Raw genomic sequence first — 22,488 nt, 5'->3', positions numbered from 1 at the left:
ACCACCCACCCCCGCGCCACGTCGGTGCGGCCCACCGAAGGAGCACCCCCGTGACCGAGCCCGTCGAGATCCTGCGCCACGCCCCCGAGCGGCCCGCCGTCCCGGCTGCCACCGCCGAGCCTGCTGCGACCGCAGGGCCCGCAGGGCACGCGTGCGGCTGCCACGAGCACGACGACGCCGCGCCCGTGCTGGACGTCCGGTCGATCCCGCACGCCATCCGGCACGCGACGGTCCTCGGCGCGTTCGACGCGATCCCGCCGGGCGGCGCGCTCGTCGTGGTCGCGCCGCACCGGCCGCTGCCGCTGCTCGCGCAGCTCGCCGAGCGCGCGCCGATCGACGTCGCGTACCTGGTGGACGGGCCCGACGCGTGGCACGTGCAGATCACGCGCCGGGCCCCCGCCACCGCCTGACCCGCGGCCGGGGCGCGCCTCAGCCCGTCACGACCCGGCCCGTCACGATCCGCCGGATCGTCTCGGCCGGCAGCTTCGGGACACGGTGCTCGTCGCACAGGCCGTTCGTCTCGAGGCCCGTGTCGGTCAGCTGCGTGTAGCAGAACCCGCGCAGCACGGTCGAGGCGTGCACCGCGCCCAGCAGGTCCGCGAGCCGCGCCTCGAGGTCCTCGGGGCTGCGCGCCTCCGAGTAGCCCCAGGACCCCGCGGCGGCCCCGGGCGCGTACGAGACGCCGCCGAACTCCGACAGCAGCACGGGGAGCGTCCCGGGCTCGGGCGCGGGCCGGTCGACCCACATCCGCCGGCCCGCCGGCCCGGTGCCGGCGAGCGTGGCCGCGACCGCGGCGGCGTCGCCGTACCGCGCGGCGAGCGCCGCACCGGTGTCCGCGTAGTCGTGCACGGTGAGCAGGTCGGAGTCGGTGTGCTCCCAGCCGTCGTTCGAGATGACCGGCCGCGTCGGGTCCAGCGCCCGGGTCAGCGCGGTGAGCGCCCGGGTGTACGCGCGCTGCGCGGGGTCGTGCGCGAGGTGCTGCACGCCCCACGACTCGTTGAACGGCACCCACGCGATGATGCTCGGGTGCGAGACGTCCCGGCGGACGACGTCGAGCCACTCGCGGGTCAGCTGCGCGACGGCCTCGTCGCTGAACCGGTACGCGCCCGCCGTCTCCGCCCAGACCGCCAGGCCCAGCACGTCGCACCAGTAGAGGTAGCGGGGGTCCTCGACCTTCTGGTGCACCCGCACCGTGTTGAAGCCGAGCGACAGCGTCAGCTCCACCTCGTCCCGCAGCGCGGCGGGGCTCGGCGGGGTCAGGTGCGAGTCCGGCCAGTAGCCCTGCTCGAGCACCGCCCGTACGAAGAACGGCCGGTCGTTCAGCATCAGCGCGTCGCCGTCGACCGCCACCGAGCGCAGCCCGCAGTACGCGTCGACGTGGTCCAGGACCGTCCCGTCCGCGTCGAGCAGGTCGACGTCCGCGTCGAGCAGCACCGGGTGCTCCGGGGACCAGAGCAGCTGCTCGTAGACCTGGCCGTTCTGCTGCCGGGGGATCGCGACCGTCGCCTGCGCGACCTCGCCGTGCACCGGCACCTCGACCGCGCCGAGGTCCTCGCCGTCGTGGGCCAGGCGGACGCGGACCCGGGTGCCGGCCGGTGCGGTCGCGCGCAGCCGGACCTGCACCTCGACGCGCCCGCCGGGCACGTCGGGCCGCCAGGTCAGCGCCCCCACCGCCACGGCCGGCACCTGCTCCAGCCAGACCGTGCGCCAGATCCCCGAGGTGCGGTGGTACCAGATGACGTGCTGCTCGGGCTGCCAGTCCTGCTTCCCGCGCGGCTGCTCGACGTCGGTGCGGTCGTCCGTCGCGCGCACCACCAGGACGTGCCCGTCGGCGGGCACCTCCGGGTCGAGCAGGTCGGTGACGTCGACGCCGAACGGCGTCTGACCGCCCTCGTGCCGGCAGGCGTGCTGCCCGTCGACCCAGACGTCCGCCGCGTGGTCGACCGCCCCGAGGTGCAGCAGCAGCCGGTCGGCGCCCAGCCCGGCGGGCACGGCGAACACGCGGCGGTACCAGAGCGCGGCGTGGTCGCCGTGGTCACCGATGCCGGACGCCGTCGACTCCGGCGGGAACGGCACCCGGATCTCGCGGTCCAGGCCGGGGGCGCCGGGGCGGTACCAGCGCTCGCGCAGCCCGGCGTCGGCGTCGTCGAACCCGAACGACCAGGGGCCGTCGAGGGACCACCACCGGTCGGGGCGGATCAGCTGGGGGCGCGGGTGCAGGCCTCGGTCGGCTGCTGACGTCGTCGTCATGGTCGTCCTTCGGGGTCGCGGGTCGGTCGCGCCCCACTTTGCCACGTGGCAAAGCCGGGCGTCACCCCGAGTTCGCCACCGCGGTCGACTCCCGCACCGCCAGGGTGTGCGCGACCAGCACGTCCTGCGCCGGAGCCCTACCGGTCGGGTCGCCCAGCCGGGCCAGCAGCCGCCCGACCGCCTCCCGCGCGATGGCGTCCCGGTCCGGGCGTACCGAGCTGAGCGAGGGCGTCAGGTAGCGGGACTCCTCGACGTCGTCGAACCCGATCAGCGCGACGTCCTGCGGCACCCGCACCCCCCGGGACAGGCAGGCCCGCAGCGCCCCCACGGCCAGCAGGTCGGAGAAGCAGAACACCGCGTCGGGCCGGTCCGGGCCGTCGAGCAGGTCGGACATCGCCGCGAACCCCGCCGCCCGGTCGTAGGCGTCGACGTGCCGCAGCAGCCCGGGCTCCGGGGACAGCCCCGCGTCCGCCAGCGCCAGCGCGAAGCCCTCGGCCCGCTGCATCCCGGTCTGCGCGCGCGGACCCGACTGCAACCCGATCGCGCCGACCCGCGACCGCCCGGAGGCCAGCAGGTGCGCCGTCGCCTCCCGCGCCGCGGCGACGTCGTCGATGTGCACGTGGTCGCACGCCGTCCCCGCCGGCCGCTCGCCGAGCAGCACCACCGGCCGGTCCGGGTCGGCGGCCCGCAGGTCCGCCGGGGTCAGCGCCAGCGGGCTCAGCACCACGCCGTCGAACATCGCCCCCCGCGGCCCGCGCAGCAGCTCGCGCTCCCGGTCCGGGTCCCCGTCGGTCTGGTCGACGACCACGGTGAACCCCGCGGCGGTCGCCTCCCGGACGACCGCCCGGGTCAGCTCCGCGAAGTACGGCTGGTCCAGCGCCGGCAGCACCAGGCCGAGCATCCCCGTCCGCCCGGTGCGCAGCGACCGCGCCGCCGCGTTGGTGCGGTACCCCAGGTCGTCGATCGCGGCCTGCACCCGCGCCCGGGTGGCCGGGGCGACGTGCTGGTAGCCGTTCACGACGTTCGACACCGTCCGCGGGGACACGCCCGCGACGCGCGCGACCTCCTGGAGCGTCACCGCGCCGCTGCGAACCATGCGGGGCACCCTAGCGGGCGGCCGGAAGGGCTTGCCGGCCGACTGTGCCGGAGCGCTACGGTCCGGCGATGACGACCGGACCTCGACCCCACCCCGTGACAGGGCAGCTCAGCCGCATGCTGTACGTCGACGACTCGGGGAGCGATCGCAGCGGGCTGGTGATCTACGGCTGGGTCGAGGTCGCGCCGGCGGGCTGGGCGCCCGCTCTGCGCGCCTGGCTCGACCTCCGCAAGTCGCTCGTCCACGAGTTCGCGGTCCCGGTCGCCCAGGAGCTGCACTGCACCAAGTACGTCAACGGCAGGTCCCAGATCTCCACCGAACCGCCGGTCCGGTTCCGGCGCAGTGGCGCGGTCCTGTGGAAGGACCTCGGGCGCGCCGTCGCGGTCCGGTGCCTCGAGACGCTGGCGGCGTGCGAGCACCTGCGTGTCGGGGCGGTGTTCCGGCAGGTCGGCGCCCACGCCGGCCGGCGCTACGGGGCGGCGAAGTTCGCCGCGTACGCCGACCTCGTCCACACCCTGGACGACGAGCTCCGCAGGGACGCGACCTACGGGCACGTCACGATGGACGGCGACGACCGGCACTACCGCGATGCGCACCGGAGCCTCAGGCTCGACGAGCGGCACGTGATCGAGGATCCGGTGGCGCACGACAGCAGGCTGTCGCAGTGGACCCAGATGGCCGACCTCGTGGCCTACGCGGCCAACCTCACGCTCGACCGGTACCCCGGCAACGCCTTCGGCTGGGACTGGTACCCGAGGTACCTCGCGCAGCGGGACCCGCACGGCGGCCCTCGCCTGCTCGCCCCCCGGACACAGCTAGACCCGCCTGGTCCACGAGAGTGGGGCGGGTCCGCGCGGCCAGCATAACCCTCCGCGGGCGTCCCGTCAGCGGCCGACGTGGACCCGCGCGTCCGCGCCCGCGCGCTGCGGCGCGGCGAAGAACGCGACCACGACCGCCCCGACCACCGCGATGCCCGCGGGCAGCAGCAGCGATTGGGCCATCGCGTCGGAGAAGCCGCCCGCGATCGCCTCGGGCAGCGTGCCTGCGGCCTCGGCGGCCGAGGTGGAGCCGGTGGCCTGCGGGCCGAGCTCGGCGACCAGGCGCGCCTGGATCAGCCCGGCGATGGCGGCCGACCCGAGGACGGAACCGATCTGCCGGGTCGTGTTGAACACGCCGGACCCGGCGCCGGCGAGCTCGCGCGGCAGGTTGCGGGTGGCGGTGGAGGAGATCGGCGCCCAGAGGCACGCGTTCGCCACGCCGAGCAGGGCGCTCGGAAGCAGCAGCCGGACCCACCGGTCGGCGTCGGGCGTCAGCCAGAACGTGAACCAGACGAGCGCGACCGCCTGCAGCAGCATCCCGGCCAGCGCGATGGTGCGCGGGTTCGCGGTGTCGACGCGGCGGCCGATCACCGGCGACAGCACCAGCGTCATGACGGCCATCGGCGCGAGCATCAGGGCCGAGCGGGTCGGGGAGAAGCCGAGCACCAGCTGGTAGTAGAAGACCAGCGGCAGGGACATCGACGTGACCGTGAACCCGAGGGCGCTGATCGCGCCGTTCGCGAGCGCGAAGTTCCGGTCGCGGAACAGGCGCAGCGGCAGCAGGGGCTCGCCGCGCATCCGACCCTGGTGCCACACGAACACCGCGAGCACCAGGACGCCGCCGCCGACGAGGCCCCACACGGGCAGCCAGCCGCCGATGAGCCCCCAGTCGTAGGACTCGCCCTCCTGGATGCCGAACACCAGCAGGAACATGCCGACCGCGGACAGCACCACGCCGACGACGTCGAACCGGTGCGGGCGGGTGTCGAGCCGCGGCACGAGCCGCCACGCCAGCACGAACGCGACGACCCCGACCGGCACGTTCACGAAGAAGATCCACTCCCAGCCGAGCCCGTCGACCAGCACGCCGCCGAGGATCGGGCCGACGAGGGTGGCGACGCCGGCGACCGCGCCCCACAGGCTCATCGCCTTGCCGCGGCTGTCCGGCGGGAACAGCCGGGTGATGACCGCCATCGTCTGCGGCGTCATCAGCGCGGCCCCGAGGCCCTGGACGGCGCGGGCGGCGATGAGCATCCCGATGGACGTCGAGAGCCCGCACGCCGCGGACGCGACCGTGAACACCGTCAGGCCGGTCAGGTACACGGGCTTCGGGCCGAACCGGTCGCCGAGGCGGCCGGTGACGAGCAGCGGCGCCGCGTAGGTCAGCAGGTACGCGCTGGTCACCCAGATGACCGCGTCGATGTCGGTCTCGAGGCCGCGCATGATCGCGGGGTTCGCGACGGACACGATGGTCGTGTCGACCAGGATCATGAAGAACCCGACGACCAGCGCCCACAGAGCGGGCCAGGGGCGGACGGTGCTGGACATGCGGGAGCCTCGCAGGGGACGGCACGGGGTGGGGAGGGGCTGCGTGACCTTACGACACCTGTGCGGTACACGAAAGCGGTGGGGTGTGCTCAGGGTGCGCTGAGATCAGCGGTGAGCCGCACCAGGGTCGTCGACCCGAAGGGGGTCGCGGGGAGCGCGGCGGCGTCGGTCTCGCGCCACGCGGTCAGCTGGACCGTCCGCCCCGCCACGAGGCCGACGGCGTCCGCGCCCACCGACCCGTGCCGCCCTGGCGGGGCGACCGTCGTGAGCACGTCCTCGGCGACGCCGCGCAACGCGGTGCCGAGCTCGTCGACGACCTCCTCGGGCAGCGCGGTGACCCGCCAGCACCGGTCACCGGACCCCGCGACGGGGTCCGCGTCGCACGACACGGGGTCGTACCGCGCCGGGAGGTCGACCGCCAGGAGCGCCGACTCGATCTCGGCGCGCTCGCCCGGCCACCGACGCTCGGCCGCGAGCTGCCGGCCGGCCTCCCACCACGAGGGCGCCGCGTAGACCACCGTCCCGACGACGAGCGCGGCGAGGACGAGCGCGGGGACGATCCGACGAGGGGTCACCCGGTCGACATCGGCACGGGCAGATGCCGGGATGAGCGGTCAGTCCCGGGCCAGCAGCTCCGTGACCAGCGGCGGCAGCGCGACCTCGATCGGCTCGCGCACCACCCGCTCCGCGAGGTGGTCGTACGGGGTGGGTTCGGCGTTGACCACGATCAGCTCGGCGCCGGAGTCGACGGCCAGCGCCGCGAGGCTCGCGACGGGCTGGACCGTCAGGGTCGTGCCGACCGCCAGCAGCACGTCACCGTCCTGAGCCGCCGCGATCGCGCGCTCGAGGGCGCGGTCCGGCAGCCGCTCACCGAAGTACACGACGTCGGGCTTGAGCACCCCGCCGCAGACGGTGCACGGCGGGTCGGGCTCGGCGTCGAGCCGCGCGAGCACGTCCCGGGTGGGCTGCCGGTCCCCGCACGCCAGGCACGACGTCGTGCGCAGCGTGCCGTGCAGCTCGACGACGTCGGAGGGGTCGGACCCCGCGGCCTGGTGCAGGCCGTCGAAGTTCTGGGTGAGCAGCGCCTGCAGCCGGTCCGCGGCGGCGAGCTCGACCAGGGCGAGGTGCCCGGCGGACGGCCGGGCGTCCCACGCCGGGTGCGCGCGCCACATCGCCCAGCCGCGACGCCGGACGTCCGGGTCGGCGACGTAGCGGCCGATCTCCAGCAGCTCGGCCTGCTCGGGGTGCCGCGTCCAGGTCCCGGCGGGTCCGCGGAAGTCGGGGATGCCGGAGCCCGTGGAGATCCCGGCGCCGGTGAGCACCGTGACCCGCAGGCCCGGGGCGGGCATGTGCACGGGCCTACCTGCCCCGGCCGCCGCGACCGCCGGACCTGCCGCCGCCGCCCGCCCCACGCCCGGGGGCCTTGCGTGCGCCGCGGTTCTGCCCGGGGGCACCACCGGAGCGGCGGGGGCCCTTCGGGGGCTCGGACGCCTTCTTCTTCCGCGCGTCCGGCTCGGCCGCCGGCGTCGCGGCCCGTCCTCGGGAGCTGTTCGCGGTCCGGCCCCGGACGATGCCGATCATCTCCTCGACCAGCGGGTCGCCGTCGCGGTCCGCCGGCCAGGCGAGGGCGGCCTGCGAGCCGGGTGCCCCGGTCAGCGGGCGGTAGGTGAGGTCACGCCGGTGGTGCAGCCGCGCGAGCGACTGCGGGACCAGCAGCAGCCCGACACCGGAGGCCACCAGCGCGACGGCCTCCTCGGTGGTCGCGGGCGGCGGGAGCAGCGACGGCTCGCCGGGAGCGTCGGCCCAGCGCAGCACGTCGTCGGCGGGGGTGATCAGGGTCTCCTCGGCCAGGTCGTCCGGGCCGACCTCGGCGAGCGTCGTCAGCTCGTGGTCCTTCGGCAGCACGACGACCGTGGTCTCGGTGTACAGCGGGATCGCGGACACCCGGTCGCGGTCGACGGGCAGCCGCAGCAAAGCCGCCTCGGCCCCGCCCGCCGCGAGCACGTCCTGGGCGTCGGCGGCGGGGGCGTGCACCAGCTCGAGCGGCACGTCGGTGACCCGCTCGCGCCAGGTGCGCACCCACGACGCGGGCACGACGCCCGGCACCAGGAGCAGCCGGAACACGGCGCCGTCCGGCGGCCCGTCGACGGCGGCGACGGACGGCTCGGGGGGCGGGCCGGCCAGCTCGGAGGGGTCGGCGGCGGCGGGGTGCTCGGACATCGCGGCCAGCGTAGCCGCGGGGCGCCGGGCGGGTGCCGCGCGGGCGGCGACGCGGGGCGCCCACGGTCCGTATCCTGGTGCGGTGACCTCCGACCCGCAGGACAGCCCCGCCGCCCCGGCCAGCCCCGCCGAGCAGGGCAGCACCACCGAGCAGGCCGGCGCCGCGCCCGCCCGCCGCGCGCGCACCACGCAGACCATGAAGCCCGCGACCGCGGCGGCGAAGCTCGGCGTCTACCTGCCCGCGACGCCCGCGGAGTTCCAGGCCGGCCCGGTGTCCCGCGAGCAGCTCGACGCCCTGCAGCGCACGCCCCCGGAGTGGCTCACCGAGCTGCGCCGCACCGGACCCCACCCCCGCTCCGTCGTCGCCGCGCGGCTGCGCATCTCGACGTCGGGCCTCGGCCGGGCCGGGCTGACCGACCCGCTGACCACCGAGCAGATCGACGCGATCATCGCCGAGAGCCCCGAGTGGCTCCACCGCGAGCGCGCGACCCAGGCCGAGGTCAAGCGCGAGGAGCAGCGCCTGCGCGAGCGCGACGCCGCCCGCGCCGCCGAGCGCTCCACGCCCCCGGACGCCCCGCGCGCCTGACGCCCCCGCGCCCCTGACGCCCCCGCGAGGGCGTACTCGCCGTTGCGACGGCGTATGAGGCGGGATGCGCCCTCGTGGTGCCGGATGCGCCCTCGGCGAGCGGGACCGGCGCGGGTGGTGGCATGGTGCTGACCGATGAGCCCCACCCGCACGGGGCCGCGAACCCTGCACGGAGGCTCCCGCATGACCGCACCGCACGCCGCCACCGGCCGTCCGGCAGCGGGTGGGCGACCCGGCGGGCACCCGGGACGTCCGGGCGGCGGGCACCCCGGCCAGGCCGGCGGGCATCCGCGGCACCCCGGCGGTCACCCCGGTCACCCCGGCGGCGGGCACCCCGGTCGCCCGGGTGCCGGGCCCGTCGGCCCCCCGGTCGTCCCCACCCCGCCGCTGCCGCGGCGCACCGCCGTGCTGCCCGCGCTGCTGACCTGGGTGGTCGCCGCCGGCACGACGACCGTGTACCTGGCGCTCGGCGCGGTGCTCGACGGCGCGCGCACCGGCGCGGGCACCTCGTCGGGCACGGTGGTCGCGCTCGTCCTCGGCGTCGTCGTGATGGCCGCGGCGGCGTTCGCGGGCCCGCGGGTCAGCCTCGCCGCAGTCGGTCCGCGCGAGGCCCAACGCCGCGACGTGCTGCTGGACCAGGTGTTCCGGCTCGGCGTCGCGTTCCGCACGCAGGAGCGCGCAGGCCGGTTCGTGTCGACGGCGACCGACGGCGTCGAGCGCGCGGCGTCGTACGAGGTGACCTTCCGGTTCCCGATCCTCGCCTCGATGACGGTCCCGGTGATCGCGCTCGTCGCGCTCGGGGCGGTCGTCGACTGGGTGCTCGCGGGCTGGCTCGCGCTGCTGCTCCCGGCGATCCCGCTGCTGGTCGGCGGGTTCCAGAAGGCGTTCCGCGGCGTGTCCGTGCAGTACCGGACGACGGCGCGACGGTTCGCGGCCCAGTTCCTCGACGCGATCCAGGGCCTGCCGACCTCGACCGCGTACGGCCGGGCCGCCGCGAAGGGCGCCGAGCTCGCCCGCGGCGCCGAGCAGCTGCGCCGGATGGTGATGCGCCTGCTGGCGCGCAACCAGCTGGTGCTGCTGGTCATCGACTCGTCGTTCTCGCTCGCGATGGTCACGGCGGCCGCGGGCCTGGCGATGGCGCGGCTGCGGGACGGGGCGATCACGCCGGGCCAGGCGGTCGCGGTGGTGCTCGTGTCGACGGTGCTGCTCGAGCCGCTCGACCGGGTGGGGTCGTTCTTCTACGTCGGCATGGGCGGCCGCGCCGCGGTGCGGGAGATCGACACCCTGCTCGCGCAGCACGCGGTCGCCGCCGACGCGCCGGGCGTCCGGGCCCCCGCGACGAGCACCCTCGTGGGCCCGGCGGCCGACCCGGCACCCGGGGCCGGCGCCGTGGCGCCCGAGGCCGTCGCGCTGGAGCACGTCTCGTTCGCCTACCCGGGCGGGCGCTCGGTGCTCGACGACGTCTCGTTCACGGTGCCGCGCGGGGGCCGGGTCGCCCTGATCGGCCCGTCCGGCTCCGGCAAGAGCACGGTCGCCGCGCTGCTCCAGGCCCACCTGCGGCCCGGCTCCGGGCAGGTGCGGGTCGGCGGGCACGACGCCACCACCGTCCCCGTCGCCTGGGTGCGCGCGCAGACGGCCGTCGTCGCGCAGAGCACGTACCTGTTCACCGGCACCCTCGCCGACAACCTCCGGCTGGCCGCGCCCGACGCCGACGACGACCTGCTGTGGTCGGTGCTCGCCGAGGCGAACCTCGCCGACGACGTGCGCGGGTTCCCCGACCGGCTCGCGACCCGGGTCGGCGAGCGCGGGCTGTCGCTGTCCGGCGGCCAGGCCCAGCGGCTCGCGGTCGCCCGGGCGCTGCTGAAGGACGCGCCCGTGCTGCTGCTGGACGAGCCCACCAGCCAGGTCGACGCCGCGTCCGAGCGGGCGCTGGTCGAGGCCCTGGACCGCGCCGGCGAGGGCCGCACCGTGGTGGTCGTCGCGCACCGGCTGAGCACGGTCCGCGGGGTGGACGAGGTGCTGGTGCTCGCGGAGGGCCGCATCGTCGAGCAGGGCCCGCCCGACCGGCTCGGCGCGCTCGACTCGTACTACGCCCGCGCGCTGGACCTGTCCGGCACCGCCCAGGAGGTCACGCCGTGAGCACCGCCACCGCCCGCCCCACGGCGACCCCGACCTCGACCGCCACCCCGCTCAGCCGCACGGCCGTCTCCCGCCGGCTCGTGCGGTTCGGTCGCCCGGTCCTCGCGCCGCTCGCCGCGTCGCTGGTCTGCCGGGTGCTGGCCCAGCTGCTCGGCATCGGCCTGCTCGGCGTCAGCGCCTGGGGCGTCGCGCGGGTCGCCCAGGACCCGGACGCCGCCGTCGCCCCGGTGGTGTGGACGCTGGTCGTGATGTCGCTGGCCAAGGGGGTGCTGCGCTACCTCGAGCAGTTCTCGGGGCACGGCGTGGCGTTCCGGGCGCTCGCCCTGCTGCGGGTCGACTTCTACGACCGGCTGGCCCCGCAGTCGCCGGCGGGCGTGCTGTCCCGGCGCACCGGCGACCTGGTGAACCGCGCGACCAAGGACGTCGACCGCGTCGAGGTGTTCTTCGCGCACACCCTCGTGCCCGCGGTGACGGCCGTGGTCGTGCCGGTGGTGGTGCTCGTCGTGCTCGCCGTCGGCTACGACCCGGTGCTCGCGCTGGTCCTGCTGCCGTTCCTGGTCCTCGTCGGCGCCGTCGTGCCCGGCTGGGGCCGCACCCCCAGCGCCGCCGCCGCGACCCGCGTCCGCGCCACCCGCGGCCGCGTCGCCCAGCTCGTCACCGAGTCGCTGCAGGGCGTCCGCGAGGTCCTGGCGTTCGGCGCGGCCGACCGCCGCCGCGCCGACGCCCGGGCGCTCGCCGAGGACGTCGACGCCGGTCTCGGCACGCTCGCGACCTGGACCGCGCGCCGCCGGGCGGCGAACGGCGTGCTGCTGGTCGGTGCCGTGGTGACGGTCGCGCTGGTCGGTGCCGGGCGCGTCTCCGCGGGTGCGCTGGCCTGGGGCGACTACGCGGTGGCGGTCGTGCTCGCGCTGGCGGTGTTCACCCCCGTCCTGGCCGTCGAGGGCGTCGCCCCCGACCTGGAGCAGGCGTTCGCGTCCGCCCGCCGGATCTGGCGGATCACCGACGCCGCCCCCGCCACCACCTCGCCCGCGCACCCGGTGCCGCTGCCCGACGGGCCGCTCGACATCCGGTTCGAGGGCGTCGCGTTCACCTACCCGCAGGTGGAGGTCGACCCCGACGACCCCGCTGCCGTCGCGCTCGCCGGCGGCAGCGCCCCCGAGCGCCGCCCGGTGCTCACCGGCCTGGACCTGCACGTGCCGGCGGGGGAGACCACCGCGGTCGTCGGCGCCTCCGGCTCCGGGAAGTCGACGCTGGTCAACCTGCTGACCCGCGCGTGGGACCCCGACGCCGGCCGGGTGCTGCTGGGCGGGGTCGACGTCCGCGACGTGTCGCTCGACGAGCTGCGCCGGCACGTGGCCGTCGTGTCGCAGACGACCTACCTGTTCAACGACACCCTCGCCGCCAACCTCCGCCTCGCCGCGCCCGACGCGACCGACGAGCAGCTCGTCGAGGCTTGCCGTCGCGCCGCGCTGCACGACGCGGTCGTGGCGATGCCCGACGGCTACGAGACCCGGGTCGGCGAGATGGGGGAGCGGCTGTCCGGCGGTCAGCGGCAGCGGGTCGCGATCGCCCGCGCGCTGCTCCTGGACGCGCCCGTGCTGGTGCTCGACGAGGCGACCAGTCAGCTCGACGTCGCCACCGAGGCCGAGATCCAGGACGCCCTGGCCGAGGCCGCCCGCGGCCGCACGGTCCTGGTCATCGCCCACCGCCCGGGCGCGGTCCGCACCGCCGACCGCGTCGTCCGCCTCCCGCCCCGGGCCTGACCCGCACCCCGCACCCCGCACCCCGCACCCTCGCGCGCGCCGGCGACGAGAGGTCACGACACGCTGGGCGGCGCCCCGGTGCGCCAGCGTGTCGTGACCTCTCGTCGGCCGGGTGGGCGCCGGGGAGGGTGCGGGAGTCGGGCGGGTCAGCGGGTGCGGGTGGCGACGAGGTCGTGGACCGGGCGGCCGGCGTCGAGGGCGCGGCGCTCGAACTTGGTGACCGGGCGGTGCGCGGGGCGCGGGGCGTACCCGGGGTGCGCGTTGGCCAGGCCCTCGTCGGCGGTCACGACCTCGAGCATCTGCTCCGCGTAGGGCGCCCAGTCGGTGGCGAGGTGCAGGGTGCCGCCGAGCACGAGCCGGCTGCGCAGCAGCGCGACGTGGGCCGGGGCGATGATGCGCCGCTTGTGGTGGCGGGCCTTGGGCCACGGGTCGGGGAAGAACACGTGCACCGCGTCGAGCGAGCCGGGCGCGACGACCCGGCGGACCAGGTCGAGGGCGTCCCCGTGCGCGACGCGGACGTTGGTCAGCCCGCGGTCCTCGACGAGGGTCAGCAGGTGCGCGATGCCGGGCAGGTGCGCCTCGACGGCGAGGTAGTCGCGGGCGGGGTCGGCGGCGGCCATCTCGGCGGTCGCGTCGCCCATGCCGGAGCCGATCTCGAGCACCACCGGCGCCGTGCGGCCGAACAGCCGCGCGGCGTCGAGCGTCCCGTCGGGCCCGGTCGGCGCGAGGCCGAGGTCCGGGTCGTGCACCGAGAACCCGAGCGCGGGCCAGAGCCGGTCGAGGGCGTCGCCGCGGCGGGCACCGAGGGTCGCGCGGCGGGGGTGGAACGTGCGGACGGACTCGCCGGTCGCCTTGGACGCGTGCCGGAACGCGTCGCCGGGCCGGGCGGGGTGGTCGTCGGGTGCTGGCACGGCGTCGAGGGTAGTCGCGCGCCGCACCCGCACCGGTGCGGTCAGGGTGCCGCGGGGGTGCTGGCCTCGTCGGTCGACATCAGCCAGAAGCGCTCCCCGAACGGCCCGACCACCCACGCGAGCCGGCCGTAGGTGCTGTCCTGCGGGGCGAGGGCCACCGCACCGCCCAGCCGCTCGGCCGCCGCGGTGGTCGCGTCGGTGTCCGTCACGCCGAAGTAGACCTGCCAGCCGGGGGCGTCGTCCCAGGCGCCGATCCCGCCGACGGCCCGGTCGCCGCGCTGCAGCGTCGCGTAGTCGAAGCCCGGGGCGCTCATGTCCTCGAGCGTCAGCCCGAACGTGCCGGTGTAGAAGTCGCGGGCGCGGGTCCAGTCGCCCGACATGTGCTCGTTCCAGATCATCGTGCCGGGCTCGTTCACGACCTCGGCGCCCAGCGACGTGCCGGCCTGCCACACCGCGAACGGCACCCCGACCGGGTCGGCGAGCACCGCCATCCGCCCGAAGCCCATGACGTCCACCGGCCCGGCGAGGGCGACGGCACCGGCCGTGGTCGCGCGCGCGGCGGTCGCGGTCGTGTCGGCGGCGGCGAGGAACGTCAGCCACGACACGGGCGCGGTCGGGTCGGGCCGGTACCCGTTGAGCGCGGCGACGCGCCGCCCGCCGACCAGGCCCTCGCTGTAGTAGCCCGTCTCCGCGGACCCGATCGCGAACTCCCACCCGAGCAGCTCGCCGTAGAACCGGCGGCCGCGCTCCAGGTCGGGGACCGCGAGCTCCGCCCAGCAGGGCGTCCCCTCGTCCCAGGGCTCCTCGCGCACGCTCATGGTCGTCCCCCTCGCGTCGGTGCGGGTGCGGGGGCGCGAGCCGCCCGCAGCCCCCATCAGACCACCGCCCCCCGACACGCGGAAGGGGCGCCCCGGCAGTCCGGCGCCCCCTCCGCGCGCCGTGCTGCCGGGACGCCCCCGACCGTGGCCGCCTGTCAGGCGGCGGTGCGACCCAGCCCGGCGAACTGCCAGCCGGCGTCGCGCCAGCGCGCGGGGTCGAGCCGGCCGCGCGCGTCGACCACCCGGGCGTGGGTGGCCAGCGGGGCCAGCTTCTCGGCGTCCGCGTTCGCGAACTCGTCCCACTCGGTGAGCACGAGCACGACGTCGGTGCCCTCGACGGCCTCCTCGATGGAGGTCGCGTAGGACAGCGTCGGGAACGAGCGGCGGGCGGTGTCGCCGGCCTCCGGGTCGAAGACGGTGACCTGGGCGCCGCGCAGGTGCAGCGCCGCCGCGACGTTGAGCGCCGGCGAGTCGCGGACGTCGTCGGTGTCCGGCTTGAAGGCGGCACCGAGGACGCCGATCCGGCGGTTCAGCACGGAGCCGCCGCAGGCCTCGACCGCCATGTCCAGCACGCGCTCGCGCTGGCCCATGTTGATCTCGTCGACCTGCTGGAGCAGCGCCGAGGCCCGGTAGGCCCCGAGCTCGTTGGCGCGGTGCATGAGCGCGCGGATGTCCTTCGGGAGGCAGCCGCCGCCGAACCCGAGGCCGGCGTTGAGGAACTGGCGGCCGATCCGCACGTCGTGCCCGAGGGCGTCGGCGAGGACGGTGACGTCGGCACCGGCGGCCTCGCACACGGTGGAGATCGCGTTGATGAACGAGATCTTCGTGGCGAGGAACGCGTTGGCGCTGACCTTGACGAGCTCGGCGGTGGGCAGGTCGCAGACGACGACCGGGGTGCCCTCGGCGATCGGCCCGGCGTAGACCTCGCGGAGCGTGGCCTCGGCCTGGGCGCTGGTGCCGCCGAGCACGATGCGGTCGGGGTGCAGCGTGTCGTCGACGGCCTTGCCCTCGCGCAGGAACTCGGGGTTCCAGACCAGCTCGGCGGAGCGGCCCGCGGGGAGCTCGGCGGCGATCAGCGTGCGCAGCCGCGCGGCGGTGCCGACCGGGACGGTCGACTTGCCGACGATCAGCGCGTCCTTGGTGAGGTTCCGGGCGATGGTGGTCGCCGCGGACTCCACGTACGCCAGGTTCGCGGCGTGGCTGGTCTTCATCTGCGGCGTGCCGACGCAGATGAAGTGCACGTCGCCGAACCGTGCGGCCTCCTCCAGGTCCGAGGTGAACCGCAGCCGGCCGGTGGCGAGGTGCTTCTCGAGCAGCGGGTCGAGCCCGGGCTCGTAGAACGGCACCTTGCCGGCGGCGAGGGCGTCGACCTTGCTCTGGTCGGTGTCGGCCCCGAGGACCTCGAAGCCGAGCTCGGCCATCGCGACCGCGTGGGTCGCGCCGAGGTAGCCGGTGCCGAAGACGCTGATCTTCGGCGCGCCGTCGCGGGCGCCGCCGCCGGTCGTCTCGTCGGCGGTGAGGTCGTCGGTGGCCAGGGTCTCGGCGGCCAGGGTGGCGGCGGAGAGGGACGCGTCGTTCATGGCAGTGCTCCTCACGGTGGTGCGCGGGTGGCGGGGAGTGCGGGTCCGGCGGTTCACGGTGCGGCCGTCGGGGTCGGGGTGGGCGTCGCGCTCGGCGTGGCCGAGGGGGCGGGCGACGCCGTGGGGGCGGGCGACGCCGCGGGAGCGGGCGCCGTGGTGGGCGTCGGGCTCGGTGCCGGTGCGAGGGCCTGCGCGGGCGCCTGCTCCTCGGCTCCGGACCCGGCCTCCGGCGGTGCGGTCAGCAGCGTGCCGCCGAAATTGCGCGCCGGGTCGGCGAGACCGGTGCGGAACGCCTCGAGGCTGTTGGCCCGCGAGTCGACCCGCCAGTCGTTGGTGACGAGCTGGCCGCCGGAGTAGGTGGTGATCGCGAGGTTGAACCAGGCGAACCCGATGACGTCGTCGTTCGCGCCGGGGTCGAAGCCCTGGAAGAACGACTGGACCCACTGCGGCTTCGTGCCGCCGACCTCGGAGGCCGCGACCTCCGCGAGCAGGATCTTCTTGTCCGTGATCGCCCGCAGCTGGTCGAGCGTGCGGTCGTACGTGTAGGAGAACGTCGCGTCGTTGTCGGCCTTGTAGGGCGGGCGCTGGTAGCCGGAGACGCCGACCCAGTCGACGTAGGCGTCCCCGGGGTAGAGCGCCGCGAGGTGGTCCTGGCCCTGGTGCACGGCCGGGAGGTTGTTGATGATGTTCGGGGCCCAGACCCAGATCACGTACTGGTTCGCGCCGTTGGCCTCGAAGATGTCGTGGACGTGCCGCCACATCGTCACGTAGTCGCCCACGCCGTTGCCGTTGATCGGCGCGCCGGACGAGGTCTGCTCCGCCCAGGGGTACCAGACGCCGTTCATCTCGTGGTCGAGGCGGATCGCGAGCGGCAGGCCGGTCGCGGCGATGTCCCGGGCGTACTGCGCGAGGTAGGCGTCGAAGTCGCCCGCGATGATCTTCGGCAGGCTGTACGCCGGCTCGTCGACGACGTCGTTCTTCGACGCGATCGGGCGGGACTCCCAGGTGAGCATCGGCAGCATGTCGCGCTGCCAGGCCCGGGTCACGGCGTTCGCGCGGTAGGGCTCGTCCCAGCCGCCGAAGTAGCCGACCAGGCTCTGCTGCCGGCCGACGTCCTGGGCGGCGTCGTCGAACGTGGCCCAGTTGAACGGCGCCTGCTCGGTGTACATCCCGAAGTAGCGCTGGCTCGGGTCCAGCAGCTCCGCCTTGGACGGCGCCGTGGGGGCGACCGGCTCGGCGGGGGTCGTCGGGTTCTCGGGTCGAGGGTTGCTCGGGTTCGCCGCGCCGGCCCCGGTGGTGGGCGCCTTGGCGCCGCTGGTGCCCTTGCCGGACGAGCTCGTGCTCTTCCTGGCCGACGACCGGCCCGAGGACTGCGAGGAGCCGGAACCGGCCTGCGCCTGCTGGGCGGCCTCGGCGTCGCGCTGGGCCTGGGCGGCGGCGCGCGCCTCCTCGCCCTTCTTGCGGGCGGCCTGCTCGTCGGACAGGACGTCGCGCAGCGCGTCGGCCTGGGAACGGCTGGTCTCGAGCTGCGCCTCGAGCTCGGCGTTGCGGGCCTGGAGCTCGAGCTCCGCGGCGGTGGGCTCGTCGGCCTGGGCGTTGACGATCGAGGACACGGCGGGCGTGTTCCACACGACGAGCGTGATGGCGAGCAGGGCGATGGCGATGGTGGCCGTGGCGATGCGGGCGCGGACGGTCATCCGGCCCATCGTCGGGGCCCACCAGGCCTTGCCGTGGGGGTGCTGGGCGTCAGACATAGAGCAGGGCCTCCAGGGCGAACAGGATCACGGCGATCCCGTAGGGGATGGCGGCGAGCGGGTTGAGCCGTCGGCGGGCGGGTGCGGGGGCGGCGGCGCGGGCCTGCCGCCGGGACGCCTCGGCCGCGGGGGCGGTGCCGGGCTGCGCGGCGGTGGTGGCGTGCCACGCGGGTCCGGCGGCCGGGGACGTCCCGGCCTCGGCGTGCAGGGCCGGGGCGCCGACGGGCACCGGGGTGCCGTGGTCGCCGCCGTCGTCCGCCGCGTGGTCGCGCTGCGTCGGGAACCCGCCGGAGCGCGCGTCGCGGTCGACGACGTCGACGGGCGCCGGGCGGGACATCAGGTCGAGCTCGGCCTCGAGCGAGGCCGAGTCGGCGTCGTCGCTCTGGCCGGGGTCGCCGCCGGCGTAGGCACCGGCGCGGGTGCCCCAGCCGGAGGCGTGCGCCATCCGGAGGAACCCGAGCAGGCGGACCGGCATCAGGAAGAACGTCGAGACGATGATGAAGATCGGCAGCCGGAAGAAGTCGCTGGGGACCTCCTGCAGGTGCCGGATCTGCCGGATCGCCATCGAGAGCACGGACGACACCACCATGAGCGCGATCACCCAGAACCAGCCCGCCTGCGCGCCGTAGGTCTCGAGCATCGCCTCGTAGAGGTTGACGCCGGTGCCGGTCACGGACCGGTAGACCCAGCCGGCGATCGTCCCGACCAGCAGGAACGGCAGGATGATGTCGGCCAGGAAGAAGACCGACAGCACGGGGGCGTGCCCGAGCATCCAGGGCAGCATCCGCAGGGTGTTGTACTGCGAGCCGCGCGCCCAGCGGAGCTGCTGCTTGAACAGCTTCTTCACCTGCAGCGGGGCGTCCGTGTAGACCAGGCTGGTGTGCTGGTAGACGGTCCGGTACCCCTGCTTGAGGGTGAGGTTGGTCAGCGTCCGGTCGTCGGAGACCTCGAGGAACACGCCCATGAACCGCTGGGTCATGAAGTCGTGCATGACGTCGATCAGGATGTGCCGCCGGAAGGCGATGGTGCGCCCGGGGAGGCAGCCCACCTGGCCGAGGACGGACTGCGCGGGCATCGAGTAGAGCGAGCGCGAGTTCTCCAGCCAGTCCGCCCAGCGGGTGATCCAGGAGCGCGAGGGCTCGAGGATGCGCTGGCGGGTGGTGACGCCGCCGACGTTCGAGTCCTTGAACGGCTTGATGAGCTCGGAGAGCGTGCCGGGGGTCCAGACGGTGTCGGAGTCGAGCAGCACGGTGATGTCGTACTTCGAGAGCTCGGTGCCGATCTTCACCGCGTTCCGCTTGCCGGGGATCGGGGTGTGCACCCAGCGGACCAGCGGCGCGAACTCGTCGCACACCGCCTCGAGGTCGGGGTTGCGGGCGCCGTTGATGACGACGATGACCTCGTCGGGGTGCTGCTCGGTGACCCGGGTGAGCACGTCGCGGAACAGGTCGAGCGGCTCGTCGACGACGGGGACGATGACGCTGGTGGTCTCGTGGTGCTCGGCGACCCAGGGGCGGTACCGCCGCGACAGGACGACCTTGAGGATCCACAGGGCCCAGACGAGCCCGGAGAAGACGGTGAAGAGGTACAGCTCGGCGTGGTCGTCGAGCATGTGCCGGATCTGCAGGATGAAGATGAACATCGCTCACCTCGGCGCGGGTCGTGTCGGAAGAGCCGGCGGCGACGGTGACGCGGCAAGGAGGGGGCAACGCGGGTGGGGCGGTGGGCGGTGTCCGTCCGAGCTGGCTGCTCGAGGGTCCGTCCGTTGTGACTCGGCGGGCGGGCGGCTGTTGACTGAGGGTCACCCGTTCGAGCGGATGGAGGGTCCGGTCGGGGGGTTTCCTGTGAGCCGGATGTGATCCCGGCGGGAGTGGTCCAAGAGTGTTGGGCGGGGCTGGCGCAGCGCAACTCCCTTCGGGCGAATCGGACACGTTTTGTGAGATGGATCACGTCTGCGTGGTCCGGATTGCCGTAAATGTCCAGATCACAGTCGTGCAAGTCGGATATGTCCGGAGGTATCTCCGGGCAGCGGTGTCGCTGCTCAGCGCGGGTGCCCGGTGTTGCGGCAGCGCGTCGGGCGCGTGTCGGTGACGTGAACCTGGTCACAACGAGTCATGACGCGGGTCAGAGTCACAGTGCGCTATGACGAGCCGTCCGGAGGAGGCTCGGGTAGGGGCGGAGTCGCCCGCGCCGCCGCGCGCCCGCGCATCGCGTCACCGGGTGCGAGGGCTCGCCACGCAGAGTTGAGCGGAATAGGCTCAACTTGGGCCGGGTTGCACCGGACGGAACCTGAGAGCACCTGACCACCCCCGCGGGCACCCGCGGGACCGCACGCACGAGGCACGCACGGAGGGGACGTTGGACGCGAAGCTCACCACCAAGTCGCAGGAGGCCATCGGCGACGCCATCCAGCAGGCGTCGGCCGCCGGGAACCCGCAGCTGGAGCCGGCCCACCTGCTGAACGCGCTGCTCGCCCAGGAGGGCGGGGTCGCGAACGGCCTGCTCGACGCCGTCGGCGCGGACCGGACGGCGCTCGGGCGGGCGGTCCGCGCCGTCCTGGTCGGCCTGCCCACCGCGAGCGGGTCGTCCGTCGCGCAGCCCACGGCGTCCCGCGCGACCGCCGCGGTCATCGAGGCGGCGTCGTCCGAGGCGCGGACCCTCGGCGACGACTACGTCTCGACGGAGCACCTGCTGCTGGGACTGGCCGCCGGGCAGACCGGCGTCGCCGACGCGCTGCGCGCCCAGGGCGCCTCCCGGGACGCGCTCGCCGCCGCGCTGCCGTCCGTCCGCGGTTCGTCGCGCGTGACCAGCCCGAACCCCGAGGGCACCTACAAGTCGCTCGAGAAGTACGGCGTCGACCTCACCCAGCGCGCGCGGGACGGCCGGCTCGACCCGGTGATCGGCCGCGACGCCGAGATCCGCCGCGTCATCCAGGTGCTGTCGCGCCGCACCAAGAACAACCCGGTGCTGATCGGCGAGCCCGGCGTCGGCAAGACGGCCGTCGTCGAGGGGCTCGCCCAGCGCATCGTCGCCGGCGACGTGCCGGAGTCCCTGCGCGGCAAGCGCCTCATCTCGCTCGACCTCGCGGCGATGGTCGCGGGCGCGAAGTACCGCGGCGAGTTCGAGGAGCGGCTCAAGGCCGTCCTGGAGGAGATCACCTCGTCCGAGGGCGAGGTCGTCACCTTCATCGACGAGCTGCACACCGTCGTCGGCGCAGGCGCCGGGGGCGAGGGTGCGATGGACGCCGGCAACATGCTCAAGCCGATGCTCGCCCGCGGGGAGCTGCGCCTCGTCGGCGCCACCACCCTGGACGAGTACCGGGAGCGGATCGAGAAGGACCCCGCCCTCGAGCGCCGGTTCCAGCAGGTGTTCGTCGGCGAGCCCTCCGTCGAGGACACCGTCGCGATCCTGCGCGGCCTCAAGGAGCGGTACGAGGCGCACCACAAGGTCACCATCGCCGACGCCGCGCTCGTCGCCGCCGCCGCGCTGTCCGACCGGTACATCCCGGGACGCCAGCTCCCGGACAAGGCGATCGACCTGGTCGACGAGGCCGCGTCCCGGCTGCGGATGGAGCTCGACTCCTCGCCGGTCGAGATCGACCAGCTGCAGCGCGCCGTCACCCGCCTGGAGATGGAGGAGGTCGTGCTGTCCGAGGCGGACGACCCGGCCTCCCGCGACCGGCTGGAGAAGCTGCGCGCGGACCTCGCCGACCGCCGCGAGGAGCTCGCCGGGCTCACCGCCCGCTGGGAGAAGGAGAAGGCCGGCCACAACCTCGTCGGCGACCTCAAGGCCCGGCTGGACGAGCTGCGGTCCACCGCGGACCGGCTGCTGCGCGAGGGCGACCTGTCCGGTGCCGCGCGCATCCAGTACGGGGAGATCCCGGCCGTCGAGCAGGAGATCGCCGCCGCCGAGGAGCGCGAGCGCGCCGAGGCCGGCGCCGCCCCGCGCGACGAGGCCCCGATGATCGCCGACAAGGTCGGGCCCGACGAGATCGCCGAGGTCGTCGCCGCCTGGACCGGCATCCCCGCGGGCCGGCTGCTCGAGGGCGAGACCGCGAAGCTCCTGCGGATGGAGGAGGTGCTCGGGCAGCGGCTGATCGGCCAGCACACGGCCGTCGCCACCGTCTCCGACGCCGTCCGACGCTCCCGGGCGGGCGTCGCCGACCCCGACCGCCCCACCGGGTCGTTCCTGTTCCTCGGCCCGACCGGCGTCGGCAAGACCGAGCTCGCGAAGGCGCTCGCGGACTTCCTGTTCGACGACGAGCGCGCGATGGTGCGGATCGACATGTCCGAGTACGCCGAGCGGCACTCGGTGGCGCGCCTGATCGGGGCGCCCCCGGGCTACGTCGGCTACGAGGAGGGCGGCCAGCTCACCGAGGCCGTCCGCCGGCGCCCGTACTCCGTGCTGCTGCTGGACGAGGTCGAGAAGGCCCACCCCGAGGTGTTCGACATCCTGCTGCAGGTGCTGGACGACGGGCGGCTCACCGACGGCCAGGGGCGCACGGTCGACTTCCGGAACGTCATCCTGGTGCTCACGTCGAACCTCGGCTCGCAGTTCCTCGTCGACCCGACGCTCGACGACGCCGCCCGGCGCGACGGCGTGATGGGCGCCGTCCGGGAGGCGTTCAAGCCGGAGTTCCTCAACCGGCTCGACGACGTCGTGCTGTTCGACCCGCTGTCGCTCGACGAGCTCAGCCGGATCGTCGACCTGCAGGTGGCGTCCCTGGCCGGGCGGCTGCGGGACCGGCGGATCGTGCTCGACGTCGACCCCGCCGCACGCGAGTGGCTGGCGATCGAGGGGTTCGACCCGGCGTACGGCGCCCGCCCGCTGCGCCGGCTCGTGCAGCGCGAGATCGGCGACCGCCTCGCGCGGCTGATCCTGGCCGGCGAGGTGCACGACGGCGACACCGTCCGGGTCACGCGCGCCCCCGACGGCGGCACCGGGCTGGTGCTCGAGCGCGCCTGACCTGCGCCGGGCCACCGCCGACGCCCGCCCGTGCGACCCG

General features: G+C 75.3%; 17 protein-coding genes. 6 read left to right on the top strand and 11 right to left on the bottom strand.

Going from position 1 to position 22,488, the window contains the following annotated elements; genetic code table 11:
* Nucleotides 1-50 precede the first annotated feature (50 nt).
* The gene (locus ACFVXN_RS11470) at nucleotides 51-410 is read left to right on the top strand and encodes a DUF2249 domain-containing protein (RefSeq protein WP_389231967.1); all 360 of its coding nucleotides are present in this window, start codon (nucleotides 51-53) and stop codon (nucleotides 408-410) included.
* Between the two features lie 19 nt (nucleotides 411-429).
* Here the strand turns inward: ACFVXN_RS11470 and ACFVXN_RS11465 are convergent, their stop codons facing one another.
* On the bottom strand, nucleotides 430-2,250 hold the full coding sequence (locus ACFVXN_RS11465; protein ID WP_389231963.1) for a glycoside hydrolase family 2 protein: 1,821 nt from the start codon (nucleotides 2,248-2,250) through the stop codon (nucleotides 430-432).
* Between the two features lie 61 nt (nucleotides 2,251-2,311).
* Nucleotides 2,312-3,346 (bottom strand): LacI family DNA-binding transcriptional regulator, encoded by a 1,035-nt coding sequence (locus ACFVXN_RS11460; RefSeq protein WP_389231960.1) that lies wholly within the window; start codon nucleotides 3,344-3,346, stop codon nucleotides 2,312-2,314.
* 68 nt (nucleotides 3,347-3,414) lie between these two features.
* Here ACFVXN_RS11460 and ACFVXN_RS11455 point away from each other — a divergent pair, with 68 nt between their 5' ends.
* Nucleotides 3,415-4,212 carry a DUF3800 domain-containing protein gene (locus ACFVXN_RS11455; RefSeq protein ID WP_389231957.1) on the top strand — a complete coding sequence of 266 codons (798 nt, stop codon included), beginning with the start codon at nucleotides 3,415-3,417 and terminating at the stop codon, nucleotides 4,210-4,212.
* An 18-nt stretch (nucleotides 4,213-4,230) separates the two neighbouring features.
* Here ACFVXN_RS11455 and ACFVXN_RS11450 read toward each other — a convergent pair whose 3' ends face one another.
* From ACFVXN_RS11450 to ACFVXN_RS11435, 4 genes are all read right to left on the bottom strand, one after another.
* Nucleotides 4,231-5,712 carry a DHA2 family efflux MFS transporter permease subunit gene (locus ACFVXN_RS11450; protein ID WP_389231954.1) on the bottom strand — a complete coding sequence of 494 codons (1,482 nt, stop codon included), beginning with the start codon at nucleotides 5,710-5,712 and terminating at the stop codon, nucleotides 4,231-4,233.
* An 89-nt stretch (nucleotides 5,713-5,801) separates the two neighbouring features.
* Nucleotides 5,802-6,287: a hypothetical protein gene (locus ACFVXN_RS11445; RefSeq protein ID WP_389231951.1), complete on the bottom strand. Its 486-nt coding sequence runs from the start codon at nucleotides 6,285-6,287 to the stop codon at nucleotides 5,802-5,804.
* A 39-nt stretch (nucleotides 6,288-6,326) separates the two neighbouring features.
* Entirely contained in the window at nucleotides 6,327-7,061 is a 735-nt protein-coding gene (locus ACFVXN_RS11440; RefSeq protein WP_389231948.1) for an NAD-dependent deacetylase, read from the bottom strand.
* Between the two features lie 10 nt (nucleotides 7,062-7,071).
* Nucleotides 7,072-7,932 carry a LysR substrate-binding domain-containing protein gene (locus ACFVXN_RS11435; RefSeq protein ID WP_389231944.1) on the bottom strand — a complete coding sequence of 287 codons (861 nt, stop codon included), beginning with the start codon at nucleotides 7,930-7,932 and terminating at the stop codon, nucleotides 7,072-7,074.
* 196 nt (nucleotides 7,933-8,128) lie between these two features.
* Here ACFVXN_RS11435 and ACFVXN_RS11430 point away from each other — a divergent pair, with 196 nt between their 5' ends.
* The 3 genes from ACFVXN_RS11430 to cydC all read left to right on the top strand — a co-directional run bounded on the left by ACFVXN_RS11430 (nucleotide 8,129) and on the right by cydC (nucleotide 12,420).
* Entirely contained in the window at nucleotides 8,129-8,518 is a 390-nt protein-coding gene (locus ACFVXN_RS11430) for a DUF5997 family protein (RefSeq protein WP_389232610.1), read from the top strand.
* Between the two features lie 183 nt (nucleotides 8,519-8,701).
* On the top strand, nucleotides 8,702-10,657 hold the full coding sequence (locus ACFVXN_RS11425) for an ABC transporter ATP-binding protein/permease (RefSeq protein WP_389231941.1): 1,956 nt from the start codon (nucleotides 8,702-8,704) through the stop codon (nucleotides 10,655-10,657).
* On the top strand, nucleotides 10,654-12,420 hold the full coding sequence (cydC, locus tag ACFVXN_RS11420) for a thiol reductant ABC exporter subunit CydC (RefSeq protein ID WP_389231938.1): 1,767 nt from the start codon (nucleotides 10,654-10,656) through the stop codon (nucleotides 12,418-12,420). Before ACFVXN_RS11425 ends, cydC begins: the two co-directional genes overlap by 4 nt.
* 146 nt (nucleotides 12,421-12,566) lie before the next feature.
* Here cydC and trmB read toward each other — a convergent pair whose 3' ends face one another.
* From trmB to ACFVXN_RS11395, 5 genes are all read right to left on the bottom strand, one after another.
* On the bottom strand, nucleotides 12,567-13,331 hold the full coding sequence (gene trmB / locus ACFVXN_RS11415; protein WP_389231935.1) for a tRNA (guanosine(46)-N7)-methyltransferase TrmB: 765 nt from the start codon (nucleotides 13,329-13,331) through the stop codon (nucleotides 12,567-12,569).
* Between the two features lie 41 nt (nucleotides 13,332-13,372).
* On the bottom strand, nucleotides 13,373-14,149 hold the full coding sequence (locus ACFVXN_RS11410; RefSeq protein WP_389231932.1) for a VOC family protein: 777 nt from the start codon (nucleotides 14,147-14,149) through the stop codon (nucleotides 13,373-13,375).
* Nucleotides 14,150-14,304: 155 nt separating this feature from the next.
* The gene (locus ACFVXN_RS11405) at nucleotides 14,305-15,570 is read right to left on the bottom strand and encodes a UDP-glucose dehydrogenase family protein (RefSeq protein ID WP_389232607.1); all 1,266 of its coding nucleotides are present in this window, start codon (nucleotides 15,568-15,570) and stop codon (nucleotides 14,305-14,307) included.
* Nucleotides 15,571-15,782: 212 nt separating this feature from the next.
* Entirely contained in the window at nucleotides 15,783-17,483 is a 1,701-nt protein-coding gene (locus tag ACFVXN_RS11400; protein ID WP_389231929.1) for a glycosyl hydrolase, read from the bottom strand.
* Entirely contained in the window at nucleotides 17,476-19,125 is a 1,650-nt protein-coding gene (locus ACFVXN_RS11395) for a glycosyltransferase family 2 protein (protein ID WP_389231926.1), read from the bottom strand. The genes ACFVXN_RS11400 and ACFVXN_RS11395 overlap by 8 nt, the downstream gene beginning before the upstream one ends.
* Nucleotides 19,126-19,841: 716 nt before the next feature.
* Here ACFVXN_RS11395 and clpB point away from each other — a divergent pair.
* Entirely contained in the window at nucleotides 19,842-22,448 is a 2,607-nt protein-coding gene (gene clpB, locus ACFVXN_RS11390; RefSeq protein ID WP_389231923.1) for an ATP-dependent chaperone ClpB, read from the top strand.
* Nucleotides 22,449-22,488: the final 40 nt, after the last annotated feature.

It is taken from the genome of Cellulomonas sp. NPDC058312 (assembly GCF_042880135.1).
GTDB lineage: Bacteria > Actinomycetota > Actinomycetes > Actinomycetales > Cellulomonadaceae > Cellulomonas.
Note: the sequence above shows the minus strand (reverse complement) of the source record. Positions and strands in the feature narration are given on the sequence as shown.

What these genes read in the sequence shown, in the direction of transcription:
- ACFVXN_RS11440 (WP_389231948.1), bottom strand. Translation starts at nt 7,061, where the DNA reads ATGCCCGCCCCGGGCCTGCGGGTCACGGTGCTCACCGGCGCCGGGATC.
- ACFVXN_RS11395 (WP_389231926.1), bottom strand. Translation starts at nt 19,125, where the DNA reads ATGTTCATCTTCATCCTGCAGATCCGGCACATGCTCGACGACCACGCC.
- ACFVXN_RS11435 (WP_389231944.1), bottom strand. Translation starts at nt 7,932, where the DNA reads ATGTCCGAGCACCCCGCCGCCGCCGACCCCTCCGAGCTGGCCGGCCCG.
- ACFVXN_RS11460 (WP_389231960.1), bottom strand. Translation starts at nt 3,346, where the DNA reads ATGGTTCGCAGCGGCGCGGTGACGCTCCAGGAGGTCGCGCGCGTCGCG.
- ACFVXN_RS11400 (WP_389231929.1), bottom strand. Translation starts at nt 17,483, where the DNA reads ATGTCTGACGCCCAGCACCCCCACGGCAAGGCCTGGTGGGCCCCGACG.
- ACFVXN_RS11405 (WP_389232607.1), bottom strand. Translation starts at nt 15,570, where the DNA reads ATGGCCGAGCTCGGCTTCGAGGTCCTCGGGGCCGACACCGACCAGAGC.
- ACFVXN_RS11450 (WP_389231954.1), bottom strand. Translation starts at nt 5,712, where the DNA reads ATGTCCAGCACCGTCCGCCCCTGGCCCGCTCTGTGGGCGCTGGTCGTC.
- ACFVXN_RS11455 (WP_389231957.1), top strand. Translation starts at nt 3,415, where the DNA reads ATGACGACCGGACCTCGACCCCACCCCGTGACAGGGCAGCTCAGCCGC.
- ACFVXN_RS11425 (WP_389231941.1), top strand. Translation starts at nt 8,702, where the DNA reads ATGACCGCACCGCACGCCGCCACCGGCCGTCCGGCAGCGGGTGGGCGA.
- ACFVXN_RS11430 (WP_389232610.1), top strand. Translation starts at nt 8,129, where the DNA reads ATGAAGCCCGCGACCGCGGCGGCGAAGCTCGGCGTCTACCTGCCCGCG.
- ACFVXN_RS11465 (WP_389231963.1), bottom strand. Translation starts at nt 2,250, where the DNA reads ATGACGACGACGTCAGCAGCCGACCGAGGCCTGCACCCGCGCCCCCAG.
- ACFVXN_RS11410 (WP_389231932.1), bottom strand. Translation starts at nt 14,149, where the DNA reads ATGAGCGTGCGCGAGGAGCCCTGGGACGAGGGGACGCCCTGCTGGGCG.